Origin of the sequence: Actinocrispum sp. NPDC049592, from assembly GCF_040675465.1 — a bacterium.
Classification (GTDB): Bacteria; Actinomycetota; Actinomycetes; order Mycobacteriales; family Pseudonocardiaceae; genus Kibdelosporangium.
This window is the reverse complement of record NZ_JBFAPA010000006.1, coordinates 37,277-52,448: the sequence shown is the minus strand read 5'-3', so window position 1 is coordinate 52,448 and position 15,172 is coordinate 37,277. Positions and strand designations below refer to the sequence as shown.

General features: G+C 70.5%; 12 protein-coding genes. 7 read left to right on the top strand and 5 right to left on the bottom strand.

The annotated features are described in order from the left end of the window. Positions 1–67: 67 nt before the first annotated feature. The 7 genes from AB0J95_RS17115 (at position 68) to AB0J95_RS17085 (ending at position 9,000) form a co-directional block, all read left to right on the top strand. Positions 68–640 carry a TetR/AcrR family transcriptional regulator gene (locus AB0J95_RS17115; RefSeq protein ID WP_364758065.1) on the top strand — a complete coding sequence of 191 codons (573 nt, stop codon included), beginning with the start codon at positions 68–70 and terminating at the stop codon, positions 638–640. Positions 641–754: 114 nt separating this feature from the next. Then, positions 755–2,605 carry a CocE/NonD family hydrolase gene (locus AB0J95_RS17110; RefSeq protein WP_364758064.1) on the top strand — a complete coding sequence of 617 codons (1,851 nt, stop codon included), beginning with the start codon at positions 755–757 and terminating at the stop codon, positions 2,603–2,605. A 31-nt stretch (positions 2,606–2,636) separates the two neighbouring features. Next, positions 2,637–4,175 (top strand): ABC transporter substrate-binding protein, encoded by a 1,539-nt coding sequence (locus tag AB0J95_RS17105; RefSeq protein WP_364758062.1) that lies wholly within the window; start codon positions 2,637–2,639, stop codon positions 4,173–4,175. Positions 4,176–4,189: 14 nt separating this feature from the next. Then, on the top strand, positions 4,190–5,521 hold the full coding sequence (locus AB0J95_RS17100; RefSeq protein WP_364758060.1) for a GH1 family beta-glucosidase: 1,332 nt from the start codon (positions 4,190–4,192) through the stop codon (positions 5,519–5,521). Beyond that, positions 5,509–6,450 (top strand): ABC transporter permease, encoded by a 942-nt coding sequence (locus AB0J95_RS17095; RefSeq protein WP_364758058.1) that lies wholly within the window; start codon positions 5,509–5,511, stop codon positions 6,448–6,450. Before AB0J95_RS17100 ends, AB0J95_RS17095 begins: the two co-directional genes overlap by 13 nt. Continuing rightward, positions 6,447–8,285: a dipeptide/oligopeptide/nickel ABC transporter permease/ATP-binding protein gene (locus tag AB0J95_RS17090; RefSeq protein ID WP_364758056.1), complete on the top strand. Its 1,839-nt coding sequence runs from the start codon at positions 6,447–6,449 to the stop codon at positions 8,283–8,285. The genes AB0J95_RS17095 and AB0J95_RS17090 overlap by 4 nt, the downstream gene beginning before the upstream one ends. Further along, positions 8,257–9,000: an ATP-binding cassette domain-containing protein gene (locus AB0J95_RS17085; RefSeq protein ID WP_364758055.1), complete on the top strand. Its 744-nt coding sequence runs from the start codon at positions 8,257–8,259 to the stop codon at positions 8,998–9,000. Before AB0J95_RS17090 ends, AB0J95_RS17085 begins: the two co-directional genes overlap by 29 nt. On the opposite strand, the gene AB0J95_RS17080 is transcribed toward AB0J95_RS17085, so the two are convergent. Genes AB0J95_RS17080 through AB0J95_RS17060 form a run of 5 tightly spaced genes read right to left on the bottom strand, consistent with a single transcriptional unit; the run spans position 8,975 to position 15,156 of the window. Further along, the gene (locus tag AB0J95_RS17080) at positions 8,975–10,243 is read right to left on the bottom strand and encodes a glycosyltransferase (RefSeq protein ID WP_364758053.1); all 1,269 of its coding nucleotides are present in this window, start codon (positions 10,241–10,243) and stop codon (positions 8,975–8,977) included. The genes AB0J95_RS17085 and AB0J95_RS17080 overlap by 26 nt on opposite strands. Next, complete coding sequence (locus AB0J95_RS17075; RefSeq protein ID WP_364758051.1) at positions 10,240–11,415, bottom strand: hypothetical protein; 1,176 nt, start codon at positions 11,413–11,415, stop codon at positions 10,240–10,242. The genes AB0J95_RS17080 and AB0J95_RS17075 overlap by 4 nt, the downstream gene beginning before the upstream one ends. Continuing rightward, on the bottom strand, positions 11,412–13,403 hold the full coding sequence (locus AB0J95_RS17070) for a CocE/NonD family hydrolase (protein ID WP_364758788.1): 1,992 nt from the start codon (positions 13,401–13,403) through the stop codon (positions 11,412–11,414). Before AB0J95_RS17070 ends, AB0J95_RS17075 begins: the two co-directional genes overlap by 4 nt. Next, positions 13,403–14,413, bottom strand: coding sequence for a beta-ketoacyl-ACP synthase III (locus AB0J95_RS17065; protein ID WP_364758049.1), 1,011 nt, complete (start codon positions 14,411–14,413; stop codon positions 13,403–13,405). Before AB0J95_RS17065 ends, AB0J95_RS17070 begins: the two co-directional genes overlap by 1 nt. Next, positions 14,410–15,156, bottom strand: coding sequence for an ABC transporter permease (locus AB0J95_RS17060; RefSeq protein ID WP_364758048.1), 747 nt, complete (start codon positions 15,154–15,156; stop codon positions 14,410–14,412). The genes AB0J95_RS17065 and AB0J95_RS17060 overlap by 4 nt, the downstream gene beginning before the upstream one ends. Positions 15,157–15,172 lie beyond the last annotated feature (16 nt).

Below are 15,172 nucleotides of genomic sequence, written 5' to 3'. Positions count from 1 at the left end.
AGGCGACACGATGACCGCTAAGCCATCCTGGATGACGCCGGGAGCGCGTCCGGCGCGGGGGCGCCGGATGTCCGACAGCAGGCGAGAGGAGTTGCTGCTGCGCCTGGAGAACCTGATCCTGGCGGAGGGGTTCGCCCGGCTGACCGTGGACGATCTGGCCAGCCGGCTGCAGTGTTCGAAGTCGACCCTGTACGCCATCGCGGCCAGCAAGGAGCAGCTGGTCGTGGTCGCCATGCGGCACTTCTTCCGGGAGGCCACCGCGCGGGTGGCCGAGAAGGTCGCCTCGATCACCGACCCGCCGCAGCGGATCGCGGCCTACCTGTCCGGGCTCGGCGAGGAGCTGCGGCACATGTCGCCGGAGTGCTACGCCGACATGGTCAGCGCCGAGGCCACCGCCGAGATCTACGCCAAGCACTCGCTCGCCACCGCGCACCGGGTCCGCGAGTCCATTCAGGACGGTGTGGCGTCCGGCGCGTTCCGCGCGGTCAACGCCGACTTCGCGGGCGGCGCGGTGAGCCTGTTGATCGACGGCATCCAGCACGGCGAGCTGCTCGACCGGACCGGACTGTCCACTGCGGACGCTTACACCGAGTTGGCCGCGTTCGTACTCTCCGCGCTCACCAACCGCTCGCCCGGGTAACAGCTGGGCAACCCGCCCGTTGTGGGGCTTGCGGTGGACAGTCGGGTGTGCCTACCGTACTGCTGACGGTACTGAAGTATTCCTTTTCGTACCCACTTCGGGGCGGAGGCGACGATGCCTGCACGTACGCACACAGACCGGCACTACGAGGTCACTGTGGTCCGGGACGTCCGGATACCGGCCGGACAGTCCGATATGACCTTGTCCGCCGACCTGTTCCTGCCGTCGGCCGCGGGCCCGGTGCCCGTCCTGGTCACGGTCCTGCCCTACCGCCGGGACGTCGCGGCGCTGACCGGGTCGGTGACCGAACGGTGGTTCGCGGCGCGCGGCTATGCGTCGCTGCTGGTGGACATCAGGGGCACCGGCTCATCGGACGGCGCGCAACGGCCGCCCTTCGACCCGGGCGACGCCGAGGACGCGCTGGCCGCGATCGACTGGGCCGCCGGGCAACCGTGGTGTGACGGCAAAGTCGGCATGTGGGGCCATTCCTATGGCGCCATGACCGCGTTGCGCACGGCGTCCTGCCGGCCGGCCGCGCTGAAGGCGATCATCGCGGTGCAGGGCCTGACCGATCCGGCCCGCGACTTCGTCCACCCGGGCGGCTCGCGCGGCTCGTTCTCACCGCTGGGCAGCTGGGGGCTGGGCAACGTGTTCAACCAGCTGTTGCCGCCGCTGGACGACTACGACGATCCCGCCGAACAGGCTCGCTGGTACCGGCGTCTCGCGGCTCCGCCCTACCTGCTGGACATGTACCGGCACGGACCCGGGTCGCCGGTCTGGGCCCAGCGCGAGGTCGACCTGGAAGCCGTTGAGGTGCCGGCACTGTGCGTCGCCGGGTGGCGGGACCTGTTCGGTGACGCCACGATCCGCGCCTACGAACGGATCTCCGGCCGCAAACGGCTGATCGCCGGGCCGTGGATGCACGTCATGCCCCAGCAGTGCCCGTTCACCCCGATCGACTTCCTGGCCCTGGCGAGGTCCTGGTGGGACCGGTGGCTGGGCGATGTGCCCAACTGCGCGGAGATGCCCCCGGTCAGCGTGTACGTCCAGGGCGCGAACGAGCGCTGGCTGGAGTTCCCGGACTGGCCGCCCGCCGGCACCACCAGGCTGACGGACCTGAGTACGTGGGAGCGCAGTGAACCGCCGGAAGTGGATCCGGCCGCGGGGCTGCGGTCCGGCCTGTGGTCCACACCGGCCGGGTTGTTCGGACAGCCCGCCGACCAGCACGACGATGATGCTCGAAGCCTTTGCTACACCTCACTTCCGCTCGCCGAGCCGCTGCTGCTGTGCGGACGGCCCGCGGTCGAGGTGGACCATCCCTGGCCGCGGACCTCCGCCAAGCTCACGGTGGTCGACCCGCTGGGCCGGTCGCTGCTGATCAGTCCCGGCCTGGAGTCCACAGTGCGGGACAGGGTCCGGATCGGGCTGAACCCGACCACCTACGAGGTCCCGGCGGGACACCGGTTGCGGGTGGTGCTGGCGCCCGGGGACTTCCCGCGGGTCTGGCCGGAGACGACCGACCCGGGCGGCCGGCCCATCGCGCGGACCCTGGTGCTGCCGGTCGTCGCGCCGCACGAGGGTACCGAGATCGAGTATCCGCCGCCCGAGGACGCCATCGAGGACATCGGACAGGAGATCGCCGGCCAGGCCGTGTGGGAGACCACGACGGACCTGTTGAACGAGCGGGTGTCCCTGCGCGTCGCCGGGGTCACCACCGTGCGGCCGGACGAGACCTTGCCGCGCAGACACGTCATGACGGTCGAGCAAGACCTCGTGGCCACGGCGGACCGGCTCGAACCGGAGGCCTCCACGGTCACCGGCGTCATCACCGGAACCATCGACATCGACACCGGCGCGCACATCACCGTCGAGGTCGCCATCACCGCCACCCCCTCGGCCCTCGAAGCCACCGGCCGGGTCACCCGCGACGGCGAGACCATCCTCGACCGCCACTGGCGCGGCTGAACCCTCCGCCGGACACAGAAAGGCATTGCCCATGAGCACCGCAGTCCTGTCGAGACGGGAGTTCACGGCCGCGGGGTTGCTGCTGGTCACCGGGGTCGCCCTCGGCGCGTGCGGTGGCACGGCGGACACCGGGGGAACGTCCGGCACCCTCCGGATAGGACAGTTCTGGCCGCCGGTCAGCCTCGATCCGGCCAAGGCGGGCGGGGAGTCGCTGCTGTACCTGAGCCCCGCCTACGAACCGCTCATCTACCGCGCGCCGGACGGCGGCTACCAGCCCTGGCTGGCCGCCTCGTGGCGATACCTGGGCACCGGCAACATGTCCTTCGAGATCTCGCTGCGGGACGGCGTGGTGTTCAGCGACGGCAGCCCGCTCGACGCCGAGGCGCTCAAGGCCAGCATCGGGCACTTCCGGCAGACGGCCGGGCAGGCGGCGGCGTTCCTGGCGCCGATCGCCGCGATCGACGTCACCGGCCCGCTCACCGTCCGGCTGACCATGTCCGAGCCGCACCCGCGGCTGCCTGCCCTGTTCACCCAGGACTTCCTGGCGGGCAACGTGATCGGCCCGGGCGGGGTGTCCCATCCGGACCAGCTGGCCACCCAGACGTTCGGCACCGGCCCGTATCAGCTCGTGCCAGAGGACACGGTGGCCAACGACCACTACACCTACGCGAGCAACCCGAGATACTGGAACGTGCGCGACCGGCACTATGAGAAGATCACGATCAAGGTGCTGCCCAACGAGAACACCGCGCTGGCCACGCTCAAGACCGGCCAGGTCGATGTGATCGCGGGCAGCTACGCGATCGCCGACGGCGCCAAGGCGGCCGGGATGCGGATCGCGTCCAGCCCGGCGATCGTGCTCGGCATCCAGCTCAACGACCGCGACGGCGTGCTCAGCCCGCCGCTGAAGGACGTCCGGGTCCGCCAGGCGCTCAACTTCGCGATCGACCGCGCGAAGATCACCAAAGCCCTGCTTGGCGACTACGGCATCCCCACCGAACAGTGCGCGGCGCCCGGTGAGGACGGCTACAACGACACGAACTTCTACCGCCACGACCCCGGCAAGGCCCGGCAGTTGCTCGCCGATGCCGGTCTGCCCAACGGTTTCACCCTGCCCGTGGTGATCCCGTCGACGCCCGCGTACAGTGCCGACATCGTCCAGGCGATCGCCGCCGAACTCGAACAAGCCGGGGTCTCGCTGAAGATCACCACCCGGGATCCGGCCACCGCGAACACCGAGCTGACCAAGTTCCCCGCGTCCATCATGGGCTGGGGCGCGCTCCCGGTGTACTTCATGGGCCGAGGGCTGTGGCTGCACGACGCGATCGGCATGAACCCGTTCCACAGCACCGATCCGGAACTCGAACAGCTGGACCGCCAGGCCGCGGCGGCCGACGACGAGGCACGGCCCGAGCTGGACCGGCGGATCATCCGGCGGGTGGTCGAGCTGGGCTGGTTCCTGCCGGTGTGCCTGAGCCCGGTGTTCCTGTTCCACCAGAACACCGTGGCGATCGACTCGGTGGCCGGAAAGCCGTTCCCGAGCATCGTGTCCTGGCACCCGACGGCGTGACACTGGAGGCCGCGATGGTCGATGAGGACCTGATCTTCCCGCCGGAGTTCTGCTGGGGCGTGGCCACCGCGGCCTACCAGATCGAGGGCGCCTGGGACGCGGACGGCAAGGGACCGTCCATCTGGGACACACTGGCGCACCGGCCGGGCGGTTTCGCCGGGGGTGCCACCGGGGACGTGGCCTGCGACCACTACCACCGGCTGGCCGAGGACCTGGACCTGATCGGGGGCCTCGGCGTGACGAGCTACCGGTTCTCGGTGTCCTGGCCGCGGGTGCAGCCCGGCGGACGGGGCCCGTGGAACCCGCATGGGCTGGAGTTCTACGAGCGGCTGGTCGACGGGCTGCTGCTCCGGGGGATCCAGCCCACCCTGACCCTGTACCACTGGGACCACCCGCAGTCCCTTGAGGACTCCGGTGGGTGGCTCAGCCGGGACATCGCCGAGCGCTTCGCCGACTACGCCGAGGGTGTGGCGGACCGGCTGGGCGACCGGGTGGCCCGGTGGATCACCCTCAACGAACCGCTGTCGGTGCTGAACGCCGCCATGTTCGGATCGTCCCGAGTGGACGGACCGCTGGGGCGCGATGGGTTGCAGATGGCGCACAACCTGATGCTGGCGCACGGCCTCGCGGTGCGGCGGCTGCGATCCGCGGGCGTGCGCGGCGAGATCGGGATCGCGCTCAACCTGTCCGGCATGACCCCGGCCGGTGGCGGCCCGGCCGATCTCGACGCGGCCCGCTGTGCCGAGGTCCATGAGGACCGGCTGTTCCTGGACCCGTTGTTCCATGGGCACTTCCCGCTGGTGGCCGGCAGGCCGGTGGTGGCCGGGGAGATCATCGACGCACCCATCGACTTCCTGGGCGTCAACTGGTACGCGCCCGCCCGCGTCGCCGCCTCTCCGGCCGGCCTGTTCGGGTACACCCGGACGGACCTGCCTGGTGTGCCGGTGAACATGCTGGGCTGGCCGGTCGCGCCCGAACGATTCGGCGCGCTGCTGACCTGGCTGCGGCAGAACTACCCTGCGCTGCCGCCCATCCACGTGACAGAGAACGGAATCCCCTTGCCGGACGGGGTGAACGCGCCCGACACCGAGCGGATCGCTTACCTGAGCGAGTGCCTGGGCCAGCTGAGCCGGGCGATCAAGGACGGCATGGACATCCGTGGCTACCACGTCTGGTCCCTGATGGACAACCTGGAGTGGGACCACGGCTACGCCCCCAGGTTCGGCCTGGTCCACGTCGACTTCGACACGCTGGTCAGGACACCGAAAGCCTCGTACCACTGGTACCGGGAGATGATCGCGGCGCAACGCGGCCGCCGGAAGGCCGGCCGGCCATGGCGCGCCTGATCCTCTACCGGCTGCTGATCTCGGTCGCGCTGGTGTTCGCCATCTCGCTGGCGACGTTCCTGCTGCAGGCCGCCGCACCCGGTGACATCGCCCGCACCATCCTCGGTGACCACTTCAGTCCCGAGGCCTACCAACGATTACACCACGAGCTCGGCCTGGACGACCCGATCCTGCTGCAGTACTGGCACTGGCTGACCCAGGCGATCCAGGGAGACCTCGGCACGTCACCGATCAGCGGCCTGCCGGTCGCCGGCGAGATCGCCAACCGGCTGCCGGTCACCGCGTCCCTGGTCATCTGCGCCACCATCGCCACCGCCGTCGGCGGTGTGGCGCTCGGGGTGCTGAGCGCGGTCCGCGGCGGGCGGGTCGGCCGGGCCGTCGACGTGCTGTCGCTGATCGGCTATGCGCTGCCCAGCTTCTGGCTGGCGCTGACCATGGTCACGCTGTTCTCGGTGACGGTCGAACTGCTGCCCGCCACCGGATACGTCCCGCTGGCCACGTCCCCCGCGGGCTGGGCCCGCAGCCTGGTCCTGCCGGTGACCACGCTCGCGCTGCCCGGGATCGCCCTGTTCGCCAAGCAGACCCGGGACGCCATGCTGGAGGCGCTGTCCCGGGATTTCGTGACGGCGTTACGTGCCAACGGGATTCCGGAACGGTCCATTGTGTTCCGGCACGCGCTGCGCAACGCGTCGATCCCGGTGGTCACCCTCGTCGGGCTCACCCTGGTGAGCCTGCTCAGCGGCACGGTGTTCGTGGAGGCAGTGTTCGCGATGCCCGGGCTCGGCGGCCTCGCGGTGCAGGCCACGAGCCAGCACGACATTCGGATGATCCAGGGCGTCGTGGTCGTGTTCACGCTGGTCGTCGTCACGGTCAACCTGGTGGTGGACCTGGCCTACGGCTGGCTCAACCCGAAGGTGCGTGCCCGGTGAGCAGGAAACTCGCGGCCGCGCCGCTCGGCTACCTCATCGTCCTGGTCCTCGCTTGCGTGCTGGCGCCGGTCCTGGCGCCGTACAGTCCTAACGCGACAGATCTGGACAACGTGCTGTCCGGTCCGACCGTCCAGCATCCACTGGGGACGGACGGTCTCGGCCGGGACGTGCTGACCCGGCTGATGTACGGCGGACAGGTCAGCCTGGTCAACGCGGCGATCGTGGTGCTCACTGTGCTGCTGGCCGGGGTGACGTCCGGGATCGCGGCCGGGTTCCTGGACGGCTGGCTCGACAAGGCGTTCAACTGGGTGGTCGACATGATGCTCGCCATCCCGGTGATCGTGACGCTGCTCGTCGTGCTGGCTGTGTTCGGCGGGAACCAGACCGTCGCGATGATCTCCCTCGGGATCCTGATCTCACCCGGCCTCGCCCGCGTGACGCGGGGCACCACCTTCGCGGTGCGCCAGGAGCTCTACATCGCCGCGGCACGGGTGAGCGGGCTGCCGAACCGGCACATCGTGGTGCGCCACGTGCTGCCGCGGGTGGCCGGGCCGGTCATCGTCCAGCTGTCGGTGCTGGCCGGTGGTGCGCTGCTGATCGACGCGGGCCTGAGCTACCTCGGGTTCGGGGCGCAGCCGCCGGATCCGACCTGGGGCACGATGATCGCCGAGGCCTCGGCCGTGATCGACCGCCAGCCGTGGCTGCTCATCCCGCCCGGTGTGGTGCTGGGCCTGGCCATTCTGGCGTTCGGCATGCTCGGCGACTACGTGCGGGACGTGACCGCCGAACGCACCGAACGCGTCCCGGCCCGCCCGCCCCGCCGGCCGCGGCGCCGGATCTCCACGGCGGCCCCGACCACCGCATTGCTGTCCATTCAGGACGTTTCCATCGCGCTGGCCGGGACCACGGTCGCCGAGAACCTGTGCCTGGAGATCGACACCGGCCAGACCGTCGGCCTGGTGGGCGAGTCCGGCTGCGGCAAGACGATCACCGGCCGCGCCATCCTGGACCTGTTGCCTGCCGGGGGAACGGTCACGCGGGGCAGCATGGTGTTCAACGGCACTGACCTGACTACGACCGACCTGCGGGCCGTGCGCGGGTCGGAGATCGCGATGATCTCCCAGGACCCGGTCGCCGCCCTGGACCCGGTGTTCACCGTGGCCCAGCAGGTCGGTGAGCTGGTCCGGCGGCACCACGGCGGTTCTCGCCGGGAGGTCCGGGCCCGGGTGCTGGACCTGTTGCGGGATGTGGATCTGGACGAGAAGGTCGCGGCCCGCTACCCGCACCAGCTCTCCGGCGGGATGGCCCAGCGGGTGGGCATCGCGATGGCCCTGGCCGGTGAGCCGCGGCTGCTCATCGCCGACGAGCCGACCACCGCGCTCGATGTCACCGTGCAGGCCGAGGTGCTGCGGTTGCTGCGCCGGCTGCAGGCCGACCGGGGCATGGCCATCCTGCTGATCACGCACGACTGGGCCATCGTCGCCGAGATGTGCCAACGGGCGTATGTGATGTACGCGGGCCACATCGTCGAGTCGGCTCCCGTGCGGGACCTTGTCGACCGCCCGCTGCACCCTTACACAGCCGGCCTGCTCGGCGCCCGGCCGACGCGGGACCGCCGGGGCCGGCGCCTGGCCGCGATTCCAGGCGTCGTGCCCCGGCCCTCCGCCTGGCCGTCCGGGTGCCACTTCGCCGAGCGGTGCGCGCTGGCCACACCGGAGTGCGCCGACCCCGTGCCGGTCTTCGAACCCGAACCCGCCCACCAGACCCGGTGTGTGAACCATGTGCTGCTGAGCGAAGGAGGCGGGCATGAGCGAACCTCTGCTGAATGTGCGTGACCTGCGGGTGGAATACCCCGGCCAGGTGGCGGTCGACGGGGTGAGCCTGCACCTGGACCGGGGCGAGACGCTCGGGCTGGTCGGCGAGTCCGGCTCGGGCAAGTCCAGCATCGGTCACGCGATCGTCGGCCTGGTCCGGCCATCGGCCGGGGAGATCCTGGTGCACGGCAAGGACGTCACCCGGATCCCGGTGCGGCGGCGGCACCGGGTGCAGATCGTGTTCCAGGACCCGTACGGCTCGCTCAACCCGTCCCGGACCATTGGCGGCACGCTGGCCGAGCCGCTGCGCGTGGTGCTGCGGCTGTCCCGCCGGGAAGCGGCCGCCATGGTCGCGGACGCCCTGGAAAGCGTTGGCATGCCACCGGATGCGGCCGGGCGCTACCCCGGGGCGTTCTCCGGCGGCCAGCGCCAGCGGATCGCCATCGCGCGGGCGCTGGTCCTGGCGCCGGAGCTGATCGTGTGCGACGAGCCGACCAGCGCGCTGGACGTGTCGGTGCAGGCGCAGATCCTGAACCTGTTGATGGATCTGCAGCAACGGCTGGGCGTCGCGTATCTGTTCATCTCGCATGACATCGACGTGGTGCGGCACATGGCACACCGGGTGGCGGTGCTGCTCAAGGGCCGCATCGTCGAGCAGGGCAGTCTCGACGAGCCGCACCACCGGTACACGCGGGCCCTGCTCGACGCGGCTAGGCAAGTGATTCCAGTGTCGTGACCGCGGTGTGCACGCCGTTCTCGGCCTGTACCAACGCGCCGACGTGCTGCGCCTGCGCACTCAGCGAGGGATCGGTGGTGGCGTACCGGATCGCCGCCGCAAGCCCGCTGGAGGTCAAGTCGTGCAACGGTTGTGGCGGAGGGGCGACACCGATCGCGTGCAGCCGCCGGCCGAAGTAGGGCTGGTCGAACATGAACGGGCAGATCACCTGTGGGCGCCCGGCGGCCAGCGCGGCCCCGGTGGTGCCCGCCCCGCCGTGGTGCACGAGGGCCGCCATCCGCGGGAACAGCCAGTCGTGCGGGGCCTGGTCCAGCCAGAACACGTCCTCGCCCAGCACCTCCGGCCGGATCGCGCCCCGCCCCAGCGCGACCACCGCCCGGACACCGGCCGCCCGGATGGCCTCGGCGACGATCCGCGCCGTCCGGGACGGGTCGCTGCCGACCATGCTGCCGAAGCCGACGTAGACCGGCGGCTCGCCGTCGGCGATGAACCGCTCGAGATCCGCGGGCGGCGTCCAGTCCTGGGCGGGCAGGAAGAAGAAGCCGGTCGTGTGCACGGAACCGGGGTAGCGCACGTCGTCCGGCAGGACATGCCGGCTGAACGCCTGCAGCACCGGCGCGGGGGAGCCGTCCGGGCGGCGCAGGACGTTCTGAGCGCGCCGCCGGACCGGCAGCTCCAGCCGCTGGGAACGCCATTTCCCGGTGCTGCCGGTGAAGGCGTGCACGAACATCCTGGTCGACAGGTACGACAACCGGTTGAACCGCTCGGGCAACGGGAACGGGAACAACGGGTCCGGAAAGGACCCGGTCGGCACCCAGAACGGTTGCAGGCACACCACGACCGCAGGCACGCCCAGCTTCTCGGCCATCGCGTGCCCGGGGACGTTGACCTGGTGCACCACCAGGTCAACGTCCCCGGACACGTACTCGGTCAGCACCGCCAGGTCCTCCAGCACGTTGGCCATCGCGATCCTGTTGCGGCGGATGAACTTCAGCCCCAGCCACTTGCCCCGCAGGCCACGGAAGTTCAGCTCCACCGCCCGCCACGCGTCCCGGTCGCCGACCAGGTTGTTCGTGCCGTCGTCCAGCGGCACCACCCGCTCGCAGTGCGGGACCGCGAGTGCGGCCGCCTCGGCCGGGCAGGCCAGCACCACCTGATGCCCGGCCGAGATCAGCTCCATGCCCAGCGCGACGAACGGCTGCACGTCACCGCGGCTGCCATGCGTGACCAGCAGCACCTTCACGAGGACGCTCCGGCGATCATCAGCTGCTCCAGGATCTCCCTGGCCAGCCGCCCGACCTGCTCCTCGGTGAAGTAGCGCGCGGTCAGGACATAGAGGACGGTGAGCTCGCCGTGGTAGGTCCACACGTAGTGGCCGGGAAACAGCGTGTCGTCGACGGTGTTGAGCACCCGGAAGCCCGTGATGGACACTCCGGCCGGCTCGGCGAAGTCCTCGATCACGCCGAGGTTGCTCACCAGGGCGAACGACAGGTTGTGGTCGAGGGTGCCGGCCAGCGGCCCGTCCGCGCGGACGCCTTGCTTGCGGGACAGCACACCGTCGAGCTGCGCCTTGATCGACTGGCCGACGGTGACCGGGCTCATCCTCGGCGAGACGTCCACTTCGGCCACATAGGACAGCATGAAGTTGGTCGTTTCCAGGACGTCCACCGGCGGTTCGACCCGGCCGCGGAAGTCCACCGGCGAGACGCAGTACATCCGCGCCGGCTCGCTCCCGCCCGCGAGCATCCGCTGGGCCAGCAGGATCGCACCGCAGGCCAGCCCGTGCACCGACGACCGGTAGAACCGGGCCGCCCGGCGCAGCCACGCCGTTTCCTGGCGGCCCAGGGTGAGGTAGCCGCTGATCAGGCTCGCGGTCCCGTCCGGCTTTCCGCCGCCCGCGGTGTGGAACAGCCTGCGGTCGTAGGGAATCAGGCCCAGTCGTTCATGGAACAACTCCGCCGGTGAGGTGGGGAAGGTGCCGGGCTGTACCGCGGTGCCGTCGCCGTTGACGGTCTCGGTGAGCAGGCGCATGAACTCACGGAACATGCCGAGCCAGGCGTTGGCGTCGGTGATGGAGTGATCCGTGCGCAGGGCCAGATACCCGTGCCCCTCACCCAGGACATGCACCAGGTCGGCCACGGACTCACCGGCGTGCCAGGGCAGTTCGACGATCTTGGTGAGCACGTCCGGCACGTCCTCCAGGACGATCACCTCGGGGAAGTAGTCCGGCTCGACCGCGAACGACGCGTCCTGGCCGCTGCCCTGCACCCAGGACCGCAGCACCGGATAGGCCTCGCACAGCAGGCGGAACGCGTGCGCCACGGCGTCCGGATCCAGGTCGCCCGCGTACTCGGCCGCCATGATCACGACGCGGCCGACGTGCGCGAGTTCCAGATAGCTCAGCGGACGGGTCATGCCAGATTCCACTCCCTCATCAGGAACTGGGTGCCGTTGACCACCACTTCCGCGGTCACGATCGCGTCGGCGGTGCCCATGTCGATGTCGGCCCGGACGGCGACCTGGTCGCCGTCGGTGGTCTCCGCGGTCATCTCGCCGGACGCCACCATCCGGGCCAGCGACGGGTCGTGCTCGTTCACCCCGAAGGTCACCAGGGTCTTCATCGTCAGCGAGTCCTGGTCGCCGTCCGGTGAGCGGACCCGGTCCTCCTTCGCTATGGACACCCGCACCGAGTCCCTCAGGTGGTCGCGGGTGATCTCCCAGCGGTCCTTGGTCATCGCCGATGACCGGACCCGGTCCTGCTGGGGGACAAGGACATGGGTCAACGTCGCCGGATCACACACCGGCAGGCTGAGCGTGGTCGCCGCCAGCCCGCCATAACCTTCGGCGGCCAGCCCGACGTAGTCCCCGGCCGCGTGGATGACCCGGACCACCAGCTTTCCCGGCGATGCCACCGGCCACAGCCGGGGAATGTCCGATTCCGCCAGCACAAGGCGGACCCGGTGGCCCGCGGGCACCTGGTAGCACGTGGGATCCAGGTGGACGACCCGCAGATCCGGGACCGTGCTGCTGCGGGGCTGGGTGAGATCGACCGTGCCCATCGAGATCAGCGTCGAGCGCCCCTGTCCGTCCACATCGGTCACTTTCAGCACACACCTGGCGGCGGTGGTCTCCGGGGCGAGCAGCAACCGGACCAGCGGCCGCCCCGCGATGACCACCGGTTCCGGCAACGGCGCACTGGTGAACGACAACGACCTCGCGTCGTCGTCGTGCTGGTCCAGCGGATGGCCGAACTTGTCGATGGGGTGTTTGGTGAGCCCGCTCAACGCGCCGACGGTCGCGTCGCTCATCCGGGTCGCGGCGACCACGATGGACGGACGGCCGGCCGGCGCGGACTGGTACAGATGACCGGACCCGGCGGCGACGAAGACCTGGTCGGCCTTCTTCTCCGGCGGCCACTGCTCGCTGCGGGCCCACCGCCCGGTGCCCTGGACGAAGAAGGTCGCGGTCTGCTCGGGCCGCATCGGCCGGTTGCCGCCGTGCAGCCACCGGTCCCACCACGCGCACGCCATGGCCACCGACGGAACCGGCTGCGTGCCCGAGACGTCCGGGAACGAGTGCAGCCACGGCCCGGCCAGCAGCTGCTTCGGCGCCCTGATCTGCCGGTACGCCTCGATCATGCTGTCGCAGAACAGGTCCCGCCAGCCCGCGACGCACAGTGCGGGCACGTTGATCAGGCTCGGGTCGAACCGCCGCCGGGTCCACACGTAGTGGCCCGGCGGGTGGTTCCACGAGTCGGCGAACCACGGCTCGAACTCCTCCAGCCGTTGCTTCCAGAGGTTCGCGTACTCGGTCTTGTCGTGGTCCCGCAACGGGGGCAACAGCGCGCAGAAGATGTTGTACAGGCTCAGGTGCCCGAACATGCCGATCCCGCCGCGCTGGCCGTGCGGGTGCACCAGATCGCGTTCGACGTCGGTCCAGCCCATCACCGGGTGGATTGCCCGCAGTGCCGGGGGACGACGGCAGGCGACCGCCAGGGTCGTCATGCCGCCGTGCGAAAGTCCCCACATGCCAACGCTTCCCGTGCACCACGGCTGTTGCGCCGCCCACTGGACCACCGACACGCCATCGTCGGCCTCGCCGGGGTCCAGGATCGGCCGGGGCACGCCGTCGGACGTGCCGATCCCGAAACAGTCCACGTACAGCACGGCGTACCCGCGTTCGGCGAAGTACCGGAGATAACGGCGGGCCGCCAGGCCACCGAGCCCGTCCTTGCGTCCGGTGTGGAGGGTCACCAGCGCCGGAACCGGGTTCTCGGTGCGCGGCAGGTACAGGTCGGCGCCGAGGGTGAGGCCCGCGACGCTCGACGGGACCCGCACGTCGCCGTGGAACTCGGTCTCGTGCTGCGGCGGGCGGGAGCGCGGGAAGTGCACCGGCCGCCGCATCACCAGCGCTCACCGGCCTTCGCCGGGCCGGTCCACCGCAACGCGGCGGCGCCGCTGCTCATCCCGCCACCGAACGCCACCAGCAGCACGATGTCGTCGGTGTGCACCAGGCCGCCGCGCACGGCGTCGTCGAGCGTGACCGGGACCGAGGCCGCGCCGGTGTTGCCGTAGCGCTCGATGGTCATGTGCATCTGGCCGGGCCGCAGGTCCAGCTGGGCGGCCAGGGACTCCAGCATCGTCCCGTTGGCCTGGTGCGGCACGATCAGGTCGACGTCCGCGACGGTCAGCTCAGCCGCCTTGACCACCTCGGTGACCAGGTCGGGCACGACCCGCGCGGCGAAGTCGCGCACCTCGCGGCCCTTCATCCGGAAGTAGTGCTGGCCCGCCGCGACGGATTCCGGGCCGGCCGGCCGCCTGCTGCCGCCCGCCGGGATGCCGACCAGGCCGGCCAGCCTGCCGTCGGTGTTCAGGCTGCTGGCCAGCAGGCCGCGTCCGTTGCCGCGCTTGCCCAGCACGACCGCGCCCGCGCCGTCGCCGAACAGCACGCAGGTGCGCCGGTCCCGGTAGTCCAGGATCCGCGAGTAGGTGTCCGCGCCGATCACCAGCGCGGTCCGCGGACCGGCATCGGCGGCGAGCATCGCGTGCGCGGTCACCAGGCCGTAGACGAACCCGGTGCACACCGAGTCCACGTCGAATGCCGCGGCCCGCACGGCACCCAGGTTGGCCTGTACCATCGCCGCCGTCGCCGGGATCGGCTGGTCCGGTGTGGACGTCGCCACGATCAGCAGGTCCACGTCGAACGCGCTCAACCCGGCCGCCTGCAAGGCTTTGTGCGCCGCCTGGGTGGCCAGATCGGACGTCGCCTCACTGGGCGCGGCGATCCGCCGCTCCTTGATGTACGTCTTGTCAAAGATCCACTGCTCGCCGACACCCAGATGGGTGCCGAGCGCCTCGCTGGTCAGCACCGTCTCCGGCAGGTACGAGCCGGTGCCGAGAATCGCTGTGCTCATCCGGACCCTCCTCTCACTCCACTACGTCTGCGATAGGCGCGCATGGCCAGCGGGAAGAACACGAGCCCCACGCCGGCCAGCCAGGCCAGTGCGGCGGCGAGCGGACCGGTGCCCCCGTTGAGCAGACCCCGCTCGACGTCGGCGAGCAGGCTCACCGGGTTGATCGCCGACCACGACCGCAACCAGCCCGGCATGGTGTCGCCGGCCACGAAAACGTTGCTGCCGAACACGAATGGCATGAAGACCGCGACCGCCACGCCCTGTACCGACGCGGCCCGGCGGGCGACCATTCCGATGTAGACACTCACCCAGCAGAAGCACAACCCGGCCAGCACCAGCAACCCGGCCGCGGCCAGCACCTCCAGTGGGCCGGTCCGCACCCGGAACCCCATGAGGACACCGGCGGTCAGCAGGACCACGAACGCGATCAGGTACCGCACCACGTCCGCGAGCACGGCACCGGTCAGCGGCGCCGAGCGCGGGATCGGCATGCTCCGGAACCGATCGAATACCCCAGTGGTGACGTCAGTGCTGAGTCCGGCGCCGACGGCGATGCTGGCCAGTACTGCGGTCGGCACCATCAGCCCCGGCACCAGGTCCCGCAGATAGGTCCCGCGATCCCCGGCGATCGCGCCACCGAACAGGTACACGAACATCACCAGGAACAGCACCGGCTGCACGGTGACATCGACCAGGTACGCCGGATTCCGCCGGATCCGCCGCACACCTCGCCCACACAGCACCCAAGCCGCTCGTGAG

Excerpts from the sequence above, each read along its gene's own strand:
- AB0J95_RS17115 (WP_364758065.1), top strand. The coding sequence starts at position 68 with ATGTCCGACAGCAGGCGAGAGGAGTTGCTGCTGCGCCTGGAGAACCTG.
- AB0J95_RS17110 (WP_364758064.1), top strand. The coding sequence starts at position 755 with ATGCCTGCACGTACGCACACAGACCGGCACTACGAGGTCACTGTGGTC.
- AB0J95_RS17105 (WP_364758062.1), top strand. The coding sequence starts at position 2,637 with ATGAGCACCGCAGTCCTGTCGAGACGGGAGTTCACGGCCGCGGGGTTG.
- AB0J95_RS17100 (WP_364758060.1), top strand. The coding sequence starts at position 4,190 with ATGGTCGATGAGGACCTGATCTTCCCGCCGGAGTTCTGCTGGGGCGTG.
- AB0J95_RS17095 (WP_364758058.1), top strand. The coding sequence starts at position 5,509 with ATGGCGCGCCTGATCCTCTACCGGCTGCTGATCTCGGTCGCGCTGGTG.
- AB0J95_RS17085 (WP_364758055.1), top strand. The coding sequence starts at position 8,257 with ATGAGCGAACCTCTGCTGAATGTGCGTGACCTGCGGGTGGAATACCCC.
- AB0J95_RS17075 (WP_364758051.1), bottom strand. The coding sequence starts at position 11,415 with ATGACCCGTCCGCTGAGCTATCTGGAACTCGCGCACGTCGGCCGCGTC.
- AB0J95_RS17070 (WP_364758788.1), bottom strand. The coding sequence starts at position 13,403 with ATGCGGCGGCCGGTGCACTTCCCGCGCTCCCGCCCGCCGCAGCACGAG.
- AB0J95_RS17065 (WP_364758049.1), bottom strand. The coding sequence starts at position 14,413 with ATGAGCACAGCGATTCTCGGCACCGGCTCGTACCTGCCGGAGACGGTG.